Genomic DNA, 15,406 nt, shown 5'->3' on the forward strand with positions numbered 1-15,406 from the left:
ATCTACCAGACTGTCGCGATGATTCATGGAGCATCTCCATTGGCTACGTGCGAAAGCACTGTCACGAGACCAGTAAAGATCATCGCGACGCCCCCTTCCCGGTCATCGGTCCGACAGCCCCAGAATGGCGCATTTCGTTCTAAACATATTCCCAAACATCACTTTTGCGTATAACCACGAGCTGGTATCTTGCCGCCCTTCCTCGTAGGGTGCGCAGCCGTGCGCGCGACAAGCTGTAGCCAGCCTGAAAACAGGACACTTCATGTACGTTTACGATCAGTACGACCAACACATCATCGAGGACCGGGTTCGTCAGTTCCGCGATCAGACCCGTCGATTTCTCGCGGGTGAGCTTGCCGGTGACGAATTTTTGCCTCTGCGCCTGCAGAACGGCCTGTATATCCAGCGTTTCGCCCCGATGCTGCGCATCGCCGTTCCCTATGGTCTGCTGTCTTCCACCCAGCTGCGCAAGCTGGCGTATATCGCCCGTCGCTATGACAAGGGCTATGCGCATGTGAGTACGCGCACCAACGTGCAATTCAACTGGCCGGAACTTGAAGACGTCCCGGACATCCTCGCCGAGCTGGCGACCGTGCAGATGCACGCGATCCAGACCAGCGGCAACTGTATCCGTAACACCACCACCGACCAGTTCGCCGGCGTTGCCCAGGACGAACTGGTCGACCCGCGCCCATGGTGTGAAATCATCCGCCAGTGGTCGACGTTCCACCCGGAATTTGCCTATCTGCCGCGCAAGTTCAAGATCGCCGTAAATGGCGCCGTCAGCGACCGTGCCGCCATCGAGGTGCATGACATCGGACTGGAAGCGGTACGCAACGCCGCTGGCGAGCTGGGCTTCCGCGTCTCGGTTGGCGGAGGCCTGGGCCGCACGCCGATTGTCGGCAGCTTCATCCGTGAGTTCCTGCCGTGGCAGCATCTGCTCAGCTACCTGGAAGCCATCGTGCGGGTCTACAACCGCTATGGCCGTCGTGACAACAAGTTCAAGGCGCGTATCAAGATTCTGGTCAAGGCGCTGACCCCGGAAGTTTTCGCCGAGCGCGTCGAGGCCGAGTGGGCCCACCTGAAGGATGGCCCGAGCACCCTGACCGATGCCGAAGTCGAGCGCATCGGACGCTTCTTCGTCGATCCGGCCTACAAAGAGCTGGAAGATCAGAGTGCTGCCCTCGCGCAGCTGGATGCCGAGCATCCCGGCTTCGCTCGCTGGCGCCAGCGCAACGTGGTCGCGCACAAGAAGCCCGGTTATGCCGCCGTGACGCTGTCGCTGAAGAGCACGGGCAACACGCCAGGTGATGTCACCGACAAACAGCTAGACGCCATCGCCGACCTGGCCGACCGCTACAGTTTCGGCGAGGTGCGCAACTCCCACGAGCAGAACATGATTCTTGCGGACGTCGAGCAAAGCCGCCTGTTCGAGCTGTGGCACGAGCTGCGCGAACTCGGCGTAGCGACACCGAACATTGGGCTGCTGACCGACATCATCTGCTGCCCCGGCGGCGACTTCTGCTCGCTGGCGAACGCCAAGTCGATCCCGGTGGCCGAGGCCATCCAGCGCCGCTTCGACGACCTGGATTACCTGTTTGACATCGGCGATCTGGACCTGAACATCTCCGGCTGTATGAACGCCTGCGGTCATCACCACATCGGTCATATCGGTATTCTTGGCGTCGACAAGAAAGGCGCCGAGTTCTATCAGGTTTCGCTGGGCGGCAGCTCCGGCCGCGATTCCAGTCTGGGACAGATTCTCGGCCCGTCCTTCGCACAGGACGTCGTGCCGGATGTGATCGAAAAGATCATCAGCGTCTATGTGGAGCTGCGTACCGAAGATGAACAGTTTATCGACACCTTCCGCCGCGTCGGCATCGATCCCTTCAAGGAGCGGGTGTATGCAGCGAATCATTAAGAACGAGCAGATCATCGACGAAACCTGGCACCTGCTACCCAAGGAAGAGACGCTGGACGGTCTGTCCAACTGCGATGACGTGATCGTGCCGCTGCACCTGTGGATCGATCACGCACACGCACTCAAGGCGCGTGACGGCGGCCTGGGCATCTGGCTGGACTCCAACGAGCAAGTCGAAGAGATCGCCGACGATCTTGAACATTTTCAGGTAATCGCGCTCAACTTCCCCAAGTTTACCGATGGTCGCCACTATTCCAGTGCCCGCCTGCTGCGCGAGCGCTATGGCTACAAGGGCGAGATCCGCGCGATTGGCGATGTGCTGCGCGATCAGCTGTTCTACATGCGCCGCTGTGGGTTCGATGCATTCGCCATTCGCGCCGATCGAGACCCGGAAGACGCACTGCAGAGCCTGAAGGATTTCTCCGTGCGCTATCAGGCCGCAGTGGACGAGCGCCTGCCGCTGTTCCGCCGACGGCAGGGCTAAACTAAGCCGCACATATGAAAAACCCGCCTTACGGCGGGTTTTTCATTTACGGAACGGGCTGTCAGTCCAGCTGCACCAATACCCGCCCCACTTGCTGCCCAGCCAGGATGCGCTCAATCGCATCCGGCAGTTGCTGCAGGCTGATCTCTTCGGCCAGCTGGTCCAGGTGCGGCAGACGCCATTGCAGCGAGAGCTTGTCCCACATCGAGGCCTTCTCGACTAGCGGAATCTCCACCGAGTCGACACCCAGCAGGTTGACCCCACGCAGGATGAACGGCAGCACGCTGGCTGAAAAGTGCGTTCCGGCGGTCAGACCGCAGCAGGCCACACTGGCCCCACGCTGCAACGACTTCACCACGTTGAACAGAATCTCGCCGCCGACGGTATCCACCGCACCGCCCCACTGCTCCTTCAGCAGCGCCTTTTCTGTTCCAGCCTGCAACGCGCTGCGCTCGACGATCTGGCTGGCGCCCAGACGCCGCAGCAGCTCGCCCTGTTCCGCCTTGCCAGTCATGGCCGCAACGGTATAGCCCAGCCGTGCCAGCAAGGCCACGGCAATACTGCCCACCCCCCCGGTCGCGCCCGTGACCAGCACCGGCGCCGCACCAGGCTCCAATCCCGCGCGCTCGAGCTTCTCGACACACAGTGCAGCGGTCAGGCCGGCGGTTCCGAGGATCATCGAATCCCGCAGCGAGAGCCCTTGCGGACGTTTGATCACCCAGGCAGCGGGAACACGGATGTACTGGCCGAAACCACCTGCGGTGTTCATGCCCAAGTCGTAGCCGGTGACAATCACCTCATCGCCAGCCTTCAGCTCGGCGACGCTCGACGCCTCGACCACGCCCGCTGCATCGATACCTGGCGTGTGCGGATACTGGCGGGTCACGCCGCGATTGCCGCTGGCCGAGAGTGCGTCTTTGTAGTTCAACGAGGAATAGCGCACCCGGATGAGCACCTCGCCGGCGGGCAGCTCATCGATCGATCGCTCGACAATACGTGACGCGAAATGCCCCTGCCCGTCCTCGCTGACCTGCAATGCCTTGAAGCTACCCATGCGCCTCTCCTCTATCGCCAGAATTTCTGTTCGTTGATCTGTTTCCAGCCCTTGGCCACGCCGTGCTCGATCAAAGCGCTGGCCGCCATGCCAAAGCGCTCGGGCAGACTTTTTTTCTGCGCATAGTGCAGATGGAAAAGCTCAGCCTCATGCGCGCGCTCAGCCAAATACTGGTCGCTGGTCTTGATCTCGTCAGCCAGATGCTTGCCCAGCGCGGCGATACCCAACCAGACCTCGCCGGTGGCTACGTCGTCGATGCTGACCTGCTGCCGATAACGCGCAACGAAGTTCTTGAACAGGTCGTGCGTGGTCTGCAGGTCTTCCTGGAATTTCTCCCGACCCTTTTCGGTATTCTCACCAAAGACAGTCAGCGTGCGCTTGTACTCACCCGCGGTAAGCACTTCGAAGTCGACGTCATGCTTCTTCAGTAACCGATGCAGATTGGGCAGTTGCGCCACCACACCGATGGAGCCGAGGATGGCGAACGGCGCGGTCAGAATCCGATCACCGATGCAAGCCATCATGTAGCCACCGCTGGCCGCAACCTTGTCGACACAGACCGTCAGCGGCACGCCGGCATCGCGGATACGCACCAACTGCGAAGCCGCCAGGCCATAGCTGTGCACCATGCCGCCACCACTCTCCAGACGCAGCACCACTTCATCCTGCGGTGTGGCCAAGGTAAGCAGCGCGGTAATTTCGTGACGCAGGCTCTCAACGGCGGACGCCTTGAGGTCGCCATCGAAGTCCAGAACGAATACGCGTGACGGCGTTTCGGACTTCTTGGCCTGCTTCGCGGCCTTCGCCTCGCGCTTGCGCTGAGCCTTGAGCTGATCTTTCTCCAGTACCGATTGCTCGAGGCGCTCGCGCATCGCCTTGTAGAAATCGTTGAGCTTGTGCACCTGCAAATTGCCGCCGCTCGACTTGCCGCGACCACGTCGTGACGATGCCACGACGATGAGCACGACCACGATGGCCAGCACCAGTGTCACGGTCTTGGCCAGAAAACTGGCGTAATCGGCAAGAAATTCCACGATCGCTCCTTGGGTTTGGATGATAGCCGCTGGCATACGCTTGTGCGGCGCCGGATGGGCAAGCATACCGGGGCGCCTGTAGCGGAACCAGCGCGCGCCCAATTCAAACAAACGTATGAATTGTCGTTGACACTCCCCGTCGCTCCTCCTACCCTCGCGAAAAACCAGCGAACGGGCACGACAACACATGGGCAGCATCTACCTGATCAGACATGCTCAGGCGTCTTTCGGTGCACAGGACTACGACGTGCTCTCGCCGCTGGGCTACCGCCAGGCTGAAGCGCTGGGCGACTATCTGGCGCAGCTCGGCATCCGCTTCGATCGCTGCATCAGCGGTGAACTGCATCGTCAGCAGGACACCGCACGTACCACGCTTTCCCGTTTAGCTCACTCAGATGGAAGCCAGCCGTCGCTGGAAATCGACGCGGCGTTCAACGAATTCCAAGCCGATGCGGTTATCCGTGCGCATCTTCCCGAACTGCTGGAAGTCGAACCGAACGCCCTGCATATCCTGCGCAATGCCGCCAGTCACCGCGCGGAATTTCAGCGCCTGTTCACCTTCGTCGTGCACCGCTGGATTTCCGGCGAGCATGAAAAGGAAGAACTGGAAAGCTGGAGCAGCTTTCTCGAACGCGTCGCCGGCGGCCTGGAGCGCCTGCTCGAGCAGGCCGAAAAGAGCGACAAGATCGCCGTCTTCACGTCCGGCGGCACCATTACCGCGCTGTTGCAGCGAATCATCGGCGTACCGGCGGTGAAGGCGTTCGAGTTGAACTGGCAGATCGTCAATACCTCACTCAGCCAGTTGAAATTTCGCGGCCGCGAGGTCGCGCTCGCTTCGTTCAACAGTCATGCGCATCTGCAATTGTTGAAGAACCCGGAGCTTGTCACTCACCGATAAGCCCAGCCCAAGAGCGGCCCCAGGCTGCATGTTTCATCCACATCAAAATAAAGGAACACGTCATGAGCAACGTTGCCGAAACCTTCAAGGGCATGCAGTCCAAATTCAACCCGAGCGCCGCCGCCGGCCTGGATCTGGTCTTCCAGTTCAACATCACCGACGCCGAAAACTACTACCTGACCGTCAAGGACGGCACCTGCGATCTGCAGCAGGGCGATTCCAGCGATGCCAACGTCACCTTGATCATGGATAGCGAAACCATGCAGGGTATCGTCAGCGGCGAAACCGACGGCATGCAGGCGTTCATGGGCGGCAAGCTGCGCGCTGAAGGCGACATGATGCTGGCCTTGAAACTCAGCGAACTGTTCCCCGCGTAAGGCGAGCCAGTCGCGACACCGGAACCGAAGCCATCTGGCTTCGGTTTTTTTATGAGCCGAGCCCGCTGCGCCAGCGATCAGCCACCCTGATCAAGCACCAACAGCTTCGCCAATAACAGCTGGCCAACCTTGGTTCGCATCACCCGCAGCATTAGATTACTGAATCATCTCGAGCACCAAACATAAGCAGAAGGGATAAAACATGGCGCTTACGGATCAAACCACGCGTATCCGCGAAGGCGAGGAGCTACCGGTCGAGGCTGTGGACCGCTACCTCAAGGCGCACATAGCCGATTTGGAAGGCAGCCCGCGGATTTCGCAGTTTCCCGGCGGTGCATCGAATCTCACCTACCTGCTCGAATACCCGAACCGTGAGCTGGTGCTGCGCCGCCCGCCCTTTGGCCGCAAGGCCAAGTCCGCCCATGACATGGGACGCGAGTTCCGCATCCTCAACCAGCTCAACGCCGGATTTCCGTATTGCCCCAAGGCGTACGCTCATTGCACCGACGAATCGGTAATCGGCGCCGAGTTCTACGTGATGGAACGCGTCAACGGCATCATTCTGCGTGCCGAGCTGCCACCGGAGCTGAACTTCGACGAAAGCCAGACCCGCGCGCTTTGCGAAAGCTTCATCGACAAGCTCGTGGAACTGCACAACGTCGATTACCAAGCGTGCGGACTGGCCGATCTGGGCCGGCCCGAAGGTTATGTGAAACGCCAGATCGAAGGCTGGAGCGAGCGCTACGAGCGCGCCCTGACGCCCGATGCGCCGCAGTGGGCGCCGGTCGTCGCCTGGCTGAAGGTCAAGATGCCGGCCGATCATCCCAAGCCCGGCATCGTCCACAACGACTACCGCTTCGACAATGTCATCCTCAACCCGCAAAACCCGATGCAGATCATCGGTGTGCTGGATTGGGAAATGACCACCATCGGCGATCCGCTCATGGATCTGGGCAATACGCTGGCCTACTGGATCGAAGCGAACGATCCGCCCGCGATGCAGGCCATGCGCCGGCAACCCAGCCATCTGCCCGGTATGCATACGCGCGCGAGCTTCGTCGAGTACTACGCTCTCCGTGCCGGCATCGAAATTCCCTGCATCGACTTCTATTACACCTACGGCCTGTTTCGGCTCGCCGGGATCATCCAGCAGATCTACTACCGCTTCTATCACGGGCAGACGCAGGACCAGCGTTTCGCCCGTTTCATCGCCATGAACCGACTGCTCGAGCAAAAGGCGCTACACGTGATCGAGCACTCTCAGCTCTGAACCCACTTCGGCTCCAGCGATGGGGCCGAACCACGAACAACAAGAGGAACCATCGATGTCCAAAACCCAACTGTTCGACCTGGATGGCAAGATCGCCTTCGTCTCTGGCGCCAGCCGTGGCATCGGCGAAGCCGTTGCCCGCCTGCTGGCCCAGCAGGGTGCCCACGTGATCGTCTCCAGCCGCAAGCTCGAAGGCTGTCAGGCCGTGGCCGATTCGATCATCGCCGACGGCGGCAAGGCCACTGCCGTAGCCTGCCATATCGGCGAAATGGAGCAGATCCAGGCCGTCTTCGCCAGGATTCGCGAAGAGTTCGGCCGTCTCGACATTCTGGTGAACAACGCCGCCACCAACCCCCAGTTCTGCCACATCCTCGACACCGACGTGTCGGCGTTCCAGAAGACCGTCGATGTCAACGTCCGCGGCTACTTCTATATGTCCGTCGAAGCCGGCAAGTTGATGCGCCAGCAGGGTGGCGGCAGCATCATCAACGTCGCCTCGATCAATGGCGTATCGCCGGGTGATTTCCAGGGCATCTATTCGATCACCAAAGGCGCTGTGATCAACATGACCAAGGCCTTCGCCAAAGAGTGCGCACAGTTCGGCATCCGCTGCAACGCCCTGCTGCCAGGCCTGACCGACACCAAGTTCGCTTCGGCACTGGTCAAGAACGACAGCATCCGTGAGGCGGCCTTGCAGCACATTCCCCTGCGCCGCGTTGCCAATCCCAGCGAAATGGCCGGCGCCGTGCTGTACCTCGCCAGCGACGCATCCAGCTACACCACCGGTGTGGCACTCAACGTTGACGGCGGCTACCTGGCCTGATCGGCGATGTAACAAAAAGGGAGCGATCAAGCTCCCTTTTTATCGCGCGTTTTGCGCTACCAGTCTTTCAGCGCCTGGCGCGCTTCGGGGTTCACTGGCGTTGCGAGCAATCCTGTCGCCGACTGTTCGATCTGAAACGCCGCACCATCAACCAGCGGTATGAAGCTCACGCGCTGTGTCTGCGGCTCGATGAACGGGACGCTCCAGTCCAGGCTCCGCAACCAATCCCAGACCGGCACGGCTGTGCTGCTCGTCAGCAGCACCCGCGTATGGCGCGCCTGTTCCTGCTGCTCCACTGAGAGATAACGACCTGACAGCGCCTGTAGCCGATAACCTGGCTCCAACCCGATCAACGCAGCCAGTCCGCTCCAGCGCAGCATGTGCACCTCCAGTTGCCACAAGTCCCCCTCTACAACCGCCGAGCGGTGCTGGTTGGCCTGCTGAAGCTCGACCTCGAAGCGCTGCTTGCCCTGTGCATGGAAAACGACCGTCGCCAGCGGAGTGCTGTTCGCTGTGGCCTGATAGTCGCGGACTTCGTACGCAATGAGACCGATCATCGCCGTGAGTACGAGCAGCAGCATGCCGAACGTGCCTCGCAGCCAGCCGAGCAGCCAGCTGCCGCCGAACAACACGCGCAGCGCCACCCACAGAACCACCAGAGCGAGTAACGCCACCACCAACGCGAGCCCGAGATATTGCATGAATGCGCCTCTCCCAACGAGTGCGGCATTATCCGCAGCGTCCAGGCAGGCATCCAGCATGGTCGTGGGACATCCATCACGAGTCGGCAACTTGGCTTGCACGCGATCACGACCCATCATCGGTATGAGCTCCATCCGCTGACTTGTTGCAGGCATCGTCTTATGCTGGAGCCCCTTGTTCCGGCCTCACGAGTGCCTATGCCATTCGCGTTCGAACTCGCCCTTGACCCTATTTCCCTGCTGGCACTGATTATCGTGGCGTTCATCGCCGGCTTCATCGATGCAATCGCCGGTGGCGGCGGGCTGCTGACCATTCCCGCGCTGCTAACCGCAGGGCTACCACCGCATCTGGTACTGGGCACCAACAAGCTCTGCGCCACCTTCGGGTCAGCCACGGCAAGCTACACCTTTTACCGGCGACGCCTGTTCGATCCGCGCCTCTGGCGACGGGCGCTGCTCGGCACGGCGATCGGAGCCACGCTTGGCGCCGCCCTTGCCCATCGATTGCCGGCCAGCTGGTTGAATCAGATGCTACCGCTGGTGGTCTGTGGCTGCGGCTTGTACCTGCTGTTCAGTCGTACGCCATCAGGTACAGCCGCGACTACCCCGCTACTCATCGCCCCGCGTCGCCAATGGCCGCAAGGCTTGGGGCTGGGGTTCTATGACGGCGTTGCGGGGCCAGGCACCGGGGCATTCTGGACGGTCAGCAGCCTGCTGCTTTATCCGCTGGATCTGCTGCGCGCCAGTGGTGTGGCGCGCAGTATGAATTTCGTCAGCAATGCTGCTGCCCTTGGCGTTTTCATCGTTGCCGGACAGGTCGCCTGGGTGCTGGGCATCGGCATGGGGCTTGCCCTGATGAGTGGGGCGTACTTCGGCGCACGCACAGCCATCCATGGCGGCGCAAAGTTCATCCGTCCGGTGTTCATTCTGGTGGTGCTGGCGCTGAGCGTGCGTCTAGCCTGGCAGCACTGGGTCATCGCGGCCTAGGCGCCGCGCGAGGTAGAGCTCGATCAGATAACGGGCAATCGACTGGCGCGCCGGCAGTTCCGGCAGGCGGTGGATGGAAAACCAGCGCGCATCCTCGATTTCTTCGGGCTGCGGAACAATCTCGCCCGCCGCGTATTCGGCGTGGAAACCCAGCATCAACGAATGCGGGAACGGCCAGCCTTGGCTGGTGATGTAGCGTGGCGGGTGGATCGACACACCGACCTCTTCGCGCACCTCACGCTCGACGCATTGCTCGACCGATTCACCCGGCTCGACGTAGCCGGCCAGCGTGCTGTACACCCCGGGGGCAAAACGCGGCGAGCGCGCGAGCAACAATTCGTCACCACGCGTGACCAGCACGATCATGCTGGGCGAAAGACGCGGGTAATGATGGATGCCGCAGTCCGGGCAATACATGGCGCGCTCGCGTGCATGCTGCTGCATACGCGCCCCGCAATGACCGCAGAAGCGATGCTGCGTCGCCCAGGTTCCGATTTGCGCGGCGTAGCCAAGCATGCGAAACAGATCGCGGTCGTCGTTGTGCAGCATGAACTGCCGCAGTCCCTGCCAGCTCGCACCCGGTATGGCGACCGGGCGGTCCAGCTCGAAAAGGAACACCGCATCGCCATCGAAGTAGCCCAATCCCTGCTCGCTCAGCAGTGGCAGCTCCAGGCGCTTGAGCCAATCACGCGGAAACAGCACGCCGTTGCTGTCGAAAAGGAACTGCTGCTGGCAATGCACCACGGCCGAGCCTCCCGGCGTAGCGGGATCGAGCAAGGCAGCGTGCCAGCGCAAGCTCATCAGGCGGCGACCGGCATTCCAAGTGCCCGGACGCTTTCGCTGGCCAGATCGAGCACGCTGGCGCGCGAATCGTCACGGCGCAGTATCGCACCGCCGTCCAGATAATATTCCAGACTGGTCAAAGCGTCGGCGAGCGTCTCGAGCATCTGTTCGGCCGGCATCTGAGTGGATTCGAGCATCTGTTTCTGGATGAAATCCGCGCAGGCGCCGATCAGCTCTGCGGCACGCTCCTGCTCGAGAAAGCGTAGGCCTCCACGCACGGCCTGCAGACTGAAGGGCACATTGGCCAGGTGCAGTTTTTCACCGTTGGATTCCAGATAGGCGGTGATCGCACGTTTCGCCAGTGCCAGACCGGCGGACGCCTCATCGATAACCACGATGTACGCCTCGGTCAGCTGGTGATTCGCAAACGCCTCGGCTTCAAGACCTGGCGCAGCCGGCGGCATCCGCCCCTCCCGGCGCTCCCCCTTCTCCAGGCTGGCGACCATGCTTTCCACATAGAGCACGGCATCGGCTAAGCGAAGCAGCTCCTGCGCCTGCACAGGCCGCTCCTGCGTCCAAGTCGAAACCACGGCAAGCTGCGTATGCAGCGTGTTGGCAGCCGAAGACAAACCGACCATGCCGAGCGTCTTGGCCAGTTTGCCAAGCAGCGTGTGCAGGTTGGCAAAAGCCTCGGCTGGTGCCGTACCGCGTTCAATGAGATCCAGCAAGTCCTTCAGGCTGGCCAGCTCTTCCCGGATGGCAGAGGACAGCGACCGCATAACCCCCTGACCGGGGCCAGCCAGACGCTGGGACTCTTCCTCGAGCATGTGATCGGTGAACGGCAATGCTCCGAGCGCAAACACCTCTCGCACCTGCATCGCTAGCGGCCCGGCGCTGTCGGCCAGCGCAACCAGATACAGCAATTCCTTGAGCAGGCTGCGCGAGGTTTCATAGTCAGGATTGACGAGCAACTGCTTGAGCTCACGATCCAGACGGGAAAACAGCTGCTTGCGCGATTTGCGCGGCAGTAACTGGCCGTCGAGCTGACTCTCAAGCGCCGCACCACCGATCCAGCACAAACGACCGGCCGGCAGGTGGGCATAGAGCTGCTCAAGGCGCCCTAGCGCCCGGGCCATCAATCTCAGGCTGGCAGCCAGGTTGTCCTCGCGGAGGAAACCCAGCAGACCGATCTGGTACATGTGCCGCATGCGTCGCGTCTCGGCATTCAAGTCCGCGACAGGCCGCGCGTGCGACAGGCTCACCGGACGCGCATGATCCAGGCGCGCACTGAAAAAGAAGCTCTCTGGCAGCAGCGGTTGCGAAGCCGCCAGACGCAAGGCATTGATCGCCGGAAGCAAGAGCTCGGGCATCTCCTGCCGGCTCGCATCGACACTTTCGAGATAGCGCCGCAGCACATACAGGCCGTTGCTCATCGCCGCCATCTGACTGTCACGCTCTTCGCTGGCCCCCACCGGGATATCCATCGCGAGCTGCAGCACTTCCTGCGCCAGCAGCTCCGCTCCGGCCAACTCGATGAGGTTGAGCGTGCCACGAACCTGCTTGAGATTCTCCACCGCCTGCTGCAGCAAGCCGCCATTGTTGCGATCGATGATGAAGTGTTCGAGGCTCTGCTCCGCCTCTTCCATCGTGGCGAACAGTTCGTCGCGAACCAGACCGAGCGATGTAGCTCCAGTAACCATGCCTAGTGCGCCTCCCGCGCAGCGTTGTTGTGACGCATCAGTCGGCAAAGTCCGGCTTCTGTTTGGTCATGTGGGCCGTCACCGCGACCCGAAGATCGGCCGCCTGCAGCATCGCGGCGTTCCAGGTGGCGATGTACTCCAGACCGTCATCGACCCGATGGTCGCGCATGTAGCGGATCATCTCCTTGGTGCCGCGAATCGCCAGAGGCGACTTTTCCGCGATCTGTCTCGCCAAGTCCTGCACGCCGTCCTGCAATGCCTGCTGATCGGCGAAGGTACGGTTGACCAGGCCAATCGAGCGCGCTTCTTCACCATTGATGGTGCGACCGGTAAAAGCGAGTTCGCGCATCATACCGTCGCCGATGATGCGCGGGAGCCGTTGCAGGGTACCGACATCGGCCGCCATGCCCATGTCGATCTCCTTGATCGAAAACTGCGCATCGCTGGTGCTGTAGCGCATGTCGCACGCGGAGATCAGGTCAATCGCACCGCCCAGGCAGTAGCCCTGGATCGCCGCGATGACTGGCTTGCGACAGTTGTCCACGGCGTTGAACGAAGCCTGGAGCGAGAGAATCTTGCGCCGCAGTTTTTCGGCGTTGCGCCCGACATCCTTGCCTAGCTCGCCACCCACCTGGGCCAGCAACTGCAGATCGATACCCGAGGAAAAATGTGCACCCGCTCCGCTGAGCACCACCACGCGAACGTCGTCGGTTTCGTCGATCCACTTGAATATATCGATGATCTCGGACCAGAAGGCCGCATTCATCGCATTGATCTTTTCGGGTCGATTGATCACGACATTCGCGACTTTATCAGCCAGCTCGACACGAAAGGCTTGGTATTGGTTCACGCAATGATCCTCGGCAGCCGATGCAGCAAGCGCGGCAGGCGGCATGGAAACTTTTTGTCTGACGGCCCGTTTCTAGCGGCGCAACTATAACAAGCAGCCCGCAGGCCGGTGCATGTCGATGCGGACGATGTGAAACAGACCACGCATGCTCAGCGCCCAAATGAACGCTAGCCATAACCTACTGAACAGCTTGTAAAAAAGCCGCTCAAGCTTCGCGCACGCAATCCACGGTATACAAGGTGCCTGTCGTTGCCTGCTCCTTCTGCAGACCATGCACATCGGCATCGAAGCCCGGAAAGCGCTCGGCGAACGCGCGAGCGAAGCGAAGATAATCCACAATCGAACGGGTCTGCGGCGTAAAGCGTTCGCCTGGCATGATCAGTGGGATTCCCGGCGGATACGGCACCAGCATGACCGCACAGACACGCCCTTCCAGTTCGTCTATGGACACCGCTTCGACCTCCCCGCGTACCAGCTTGTCGTAGGCATCGGCAGGCTTGAGCGCGAGCTCCGGCAGAACCGTGTACATCCGCCGCATCGCCCGCGCGGTGGCGTTCTCGCGATAACAGCGATGCAGTTCGTCGCACAGATCGCGCAACCCCATGCCCTCGTAGACGACGCGCCCGGCACGCGCGATGGAAGGTAGCGCCTCGCAGAGCGGACGATTGGCGTCATAGTGGCGCTTGAACTCCAGCAACTCGGTCAGCAAGGTGCTCCACTTGCCCTTGGTGATTCCCATGGAGAACAGCACCAGCATCGAATACAGGCCGGTTTTCTCCACCACCAGGCCGCGCTCCCAGAGGAACTTGCTCACCACCGCCGCAGGGATGCCCCGGTCGCTCAGCATGCCGGCGGCATTGAGGCCCGGAGTCGCCAGCGTCACTTTGATGGGATCGAGCAGCACGTAGTCCTCGGCCATCTCGCCGAAACCGTGCCACTCGGCCTCCGGCTCCAGCAGCCAGTCGGCCGTTGCCGGCGCTTCGGCGCCGTCGACCTTGGGCGGCTGCCAGATGGTGAACCACCAGTCGTCCTTGGCAATGTGCTGGCGCAGGTTGGCCAGTGCACGGCGAAAGCTCAGCGCTTCATCGAAGGTTTCCTGGATCAGCGACCGCCCCGCCGGCCCTTCCATCATGGCCGATGCCACGTCCAGCGATGCAAGGATGCCGTACTGCGGCGAAGTGGAGGTGTGCATCATGAACGCCTCGTTGAAACGGTCACGATCAAGCTGCCGTGTGCGGCTGTCGAGCACGTGAATCATCGAGGCCTGGCTGAATGCGGCTAGCAGCTTGTGCGTCGAGTGGGTGGTGAACACCAGCGGGCCTTGCTCGCGCGTGTCCATCCCGTAGCGGCCGTCATAGAACTCGTGAAACGCGGCATAGGCAAACCAGGCCTCGTCGAAATGCAGCACCTCGACGCTGTCGACCAGCGCGCGCTTGATCAGGTTGGCGTTGTAGCACAGGCCGTCGTAGGTCGAGTTCGTGATGACCGCGAGCTTCACCTTTGGCGCCCGGCCACGAGCCAGCGGGTTGGCATCGATCTTGGCCGCGATCGACTCGCGACTAAATTCCGACAGCGGGATCGGGCCGATGATGCCCAGCTCATTGCGCGCCGGCGAGAGATACAGCGGAATCGCACCGGTCATGATGATCGCGTGCAGGATCGACTTGTGGCAGTTGCGGTCGACCAGCACCAGGTCGTCGCGCGCAACCATCGAATGCCAGACGATCTTGTTCGCCGTCGAGGTACCGTTAATGACGAAGAAGGTATGGTCAGCCCCGAAATTGCGCGCTGCCCGCGCCTCCGCGGCTGCCAGCGGACCGGTGTGATCGAGCAGCGAACCGAGTTCGGGCACCGAGACCGAGAGGTCGGAGCGCAGCGTGTTCTCGCCGAAGAACTGGTGGAACGCCTGCCCCACCGGACTCTTACGATACGCAACACCGCCGCCGTGTCCGGGCGTATGCCAGGAATAGTTGGAGTCATGAGTGTGCTGCACCAGCGCACGAAAGAACGGCGGCAGCAGGTCTTCGAGATAGCTGCGTGCAGCGCGCGCGACCTGGCGGGCAAGAAATGGCACGGTGTCTTCGTACAGGTACAGCAGTCCGCGCAGCTCGTTGAGATCGGCCATCGCGTCGGCTGGCGCGTTTTCGATCGTGATCTGCTCACCGAGCGCAAAGATCGGCAGCTTCGGCGCACGACGGCGTGCCACCCGAATCAGCTCCACTACGTCGTGCAACAGCCGCTGGTTCTCGCCAGCGCCCTCGGCCGCCACCAGAATGCAGGCTAGACCGTGGTGAGTTGAAGCGACGATGCGGCCTTCGGCCGAACTGGCAGTTGGCAGGATGGCGAAGCCGTCCTGCTCGAGTTCTGCGGCGATGCCGCGAATGCGTTCGCCGGCAACGGTATCGGCCTTGATGTCGCGATGAACGATGAGAACCGGAAACTTCAGGTCTTTGTACATGAGCGCTTCCCTAGGAGGATCAACCTCAGGGTAGAAGCGCCGCCGCCAAAACGATAGGGAAAACCG

At 61.4% G+C, this 15,406-nt stretch carries 14 protein-coding genes; 7 read left to right on the plus strand and 7 right to left on the minus strand.

Going from position 1 to position 15,406, the window contains the following annotated elements:
- The first annotated feature begins 262 nt into the window (after window positions 1-262).
- On the plus strand, window positions 263-1,921 hold the full coding sequence (locus U8L64_RS19715) for a nitrite/sulfite reductase (RefSeq protein ID WP_008567860.1): 1,659 nt from the start codon (window positions 263-265) through the stop codon (window positions 1,919-1,921).
- A complete protein-coding gene (locus U8L64_RS19720; protein WP_008567863.1) occupies window positions 1,905-2,405 on the plus strand; it encodes a DUF934 domain-containing protein in 501 nt (166 codons plus the stop codon). Before U8L64_RS19715 ends, U8L64_RS19720 begins: the two co-directional genes overlap by 17 nt.
- Before the next feature lie 61 nt (window positions 2,406-2,466).
- Here the strand turns inward: U8L64_RS19720 and U8L64_RS19725 are convergent, their stop codons facing one another.
- Both U8L64_RS19725 and sohB read right to left on the minus strand, forming a co-directional pair.
- Window positions 2,467-3,459 carry a YhdH/YhfP family quinone oxidoreductase gene (locus U8L64_RS19725; RefSeq protein WP_054093062.1) on the minus strand — a complete coding sequence of 331 codons (993 nt, stop codon included), beginning with the start codon at window positions 3,457-3,459 and terminating at the stop codon, window positions 2,467-2,469.
- Between the two features lie 11 nt (window positions 3,460-3,470).
- Window positions 3,471-4,493 carry a protease SohB gene (gene sohB, locus U8L64_RS19730; protein ID WP_054093063.1) on the minus strand — a complete coding sequence of 341 codons (1,023 nt, stop codon included), beginning with the start codon at window positions 4,491-4,493 and terminating at the stop codon, window positions 3,471-3,473.
- A gap of 187 nt (window positions 4,494-4,680) precedes the next feature.
- On the opposite strand from sohB, the gene U8L64_RS19735 reads away from it, so the two are divergent.
- The 4 genes from U8L64_RS19735 (at window position 4,681) to U8L64_RS19750 (ending at window position 7,861) form a co-directional block, all read left to right on the plus strand.
- Entirely contained in the window at window positions 4,681-5,391 is a 711-nt protein-coding gene (locus U8L64_RS19735) for a histidine phosphatase family protein (RefSeq protein WP_008567866.1), read from the plus strand.
- Between the two features lie 62 nt (window positions 5,392-5,453).
- On the plus strand, window positions 5,454-5,768 hold the full coding sequence (locus U8L64_RS19740; protein ID WP_008567867.1) for an SCP2 sterol-binding domain-containing protein: 315 nt from the start codon (window positions 5,454-5,456) through the stop codon (window positions 5,766-5,768).
- 202 nt (window positions 5,769-5,970) lie between these two features.
- Window positions 5,971-7,038, plus strand: coding sequence for a phosphotransferase family protein (locus U8L64_RS19745; protein ID WP_156714640.1), 1,068 nt, complete (start codon window positions 5,971-5,973; stop codon window positions 7,036-7,038).
- Window positions 7,039-7,093: 55 nt separating this feature from the next.
- Complete coding sequence (locus U8L64_RS19750) at window positions 7,094-7,861, plus strand: SDR family oxidoreductase (RefSeq protein WP_008567869.1); 768 nt, start codon at window positions 7,094-7,096, stop codon at window positions 7,859-7,861.
- 56 nt (window positions 7,862-7,917) lie between these two features.
- Here the strand turns inward: U8L64_RS19750 and U8L64_RS19755 are convergent, their stop codons facing one another.
- The gene (locus U8L64_RS19755) at window positions 7,918-8,562 is read right to left on the minus strand and encodes a hypothetical protein (RefSeq protein WP_043295631.1); all 645 of its coding nucleotides are present in this window, start codon (window positions 8,560-8,562) and stop codon (window positions 7,918-7,920) included.
- Window positions 8,563-8,760: 198 nt separating this feature from the next.
- On the opposite strand from U8L64_RS19755, the gene U8L64_RS19760 reads away from it, so the two are divergent.
- Complete coding sequence (locus U8L64_RS19760; protein ID WP_156714642.1) at window positions 8,761-9,549, plus strand: TSUP family transporter; 789 nt, start codon at window positions 8,761-8,763, stop codon at window positions 9,547-9,549.
- Here the strand turns inward: U8L64_RS19760 and nudC are convergent.
- The 4 genes from nudC to U8L64_RS19780 form a co-directional block, all read right to left on the minus strand.
- The gene (nudC, locus tag U8L64_RS19765; RefSeq protein ID WP_333398745.1) at window positions 9,517-10,350 is read right to left on the minus strand and encodes an NAD(+) diphosphatase; all 834 of its coding nucleotides are present in this window, start codon (window positions 10,348-10,350) and stop codon (window positions 9,517-9,519) included. The two genes, U8L64_RS19760 and nudC, sit on opposite strands and share 33 nt — an antisense overlap.
- On the minus strand, window positions 10,350-12,032 hold the full coding sequence (locus U8L64_RS19770) for a ferrous iron transporter B (protein WP_234303411.1): 1,683 nt from the start codon (window positions 12,030-12,032) through the stop codon (window positions 10,350-10,352). Before U8L64_RS19770 ends, nudC begins: the two co-directional genes overlap by 1 nt.
- A gap of 37 nt (window positions 12,033-12,069) precedes the next feature.
- The gene (locus U8L64_RS19775) at window positions 12,070-12,882 is read right to left on the minus strand and encodes a crotonase/enoyl-CoA hydratase family protein (protein WP_333398747.1); all 813 of its coding nucleotides are present in this window, start codon (window positions 12,880-12,882) and stop codon (window positions 12,070-12,072) included.
- A gap of 205 nt (window positions 12,883-13,087) precedes the next feature.
- Entirely contained in the window at window positions 13,088-15,340 is a 2,253-nt protein-coding gene (locus U8L64_RS19780) for an Orn/Lys/Arg decarboxylase N-terminal domain-containing protein (RefSeq protein WP_156714647.1), read from the minus strand.
- Window positions 15,341-15,406 lie beyond the last annotated feature (66 nt).

This window comes from Pseudomonas sp. FIP_A4, assembly GCF_036701605.1.
GTDB classification, from domain to species: domain Bacteria; phylum Pseudomonadota; class Gammaproteobacteria; order Pseudomonadales; family Pseudomonadaceae; genus Stutzerimonas; species Stutzerimonas phenolilytica.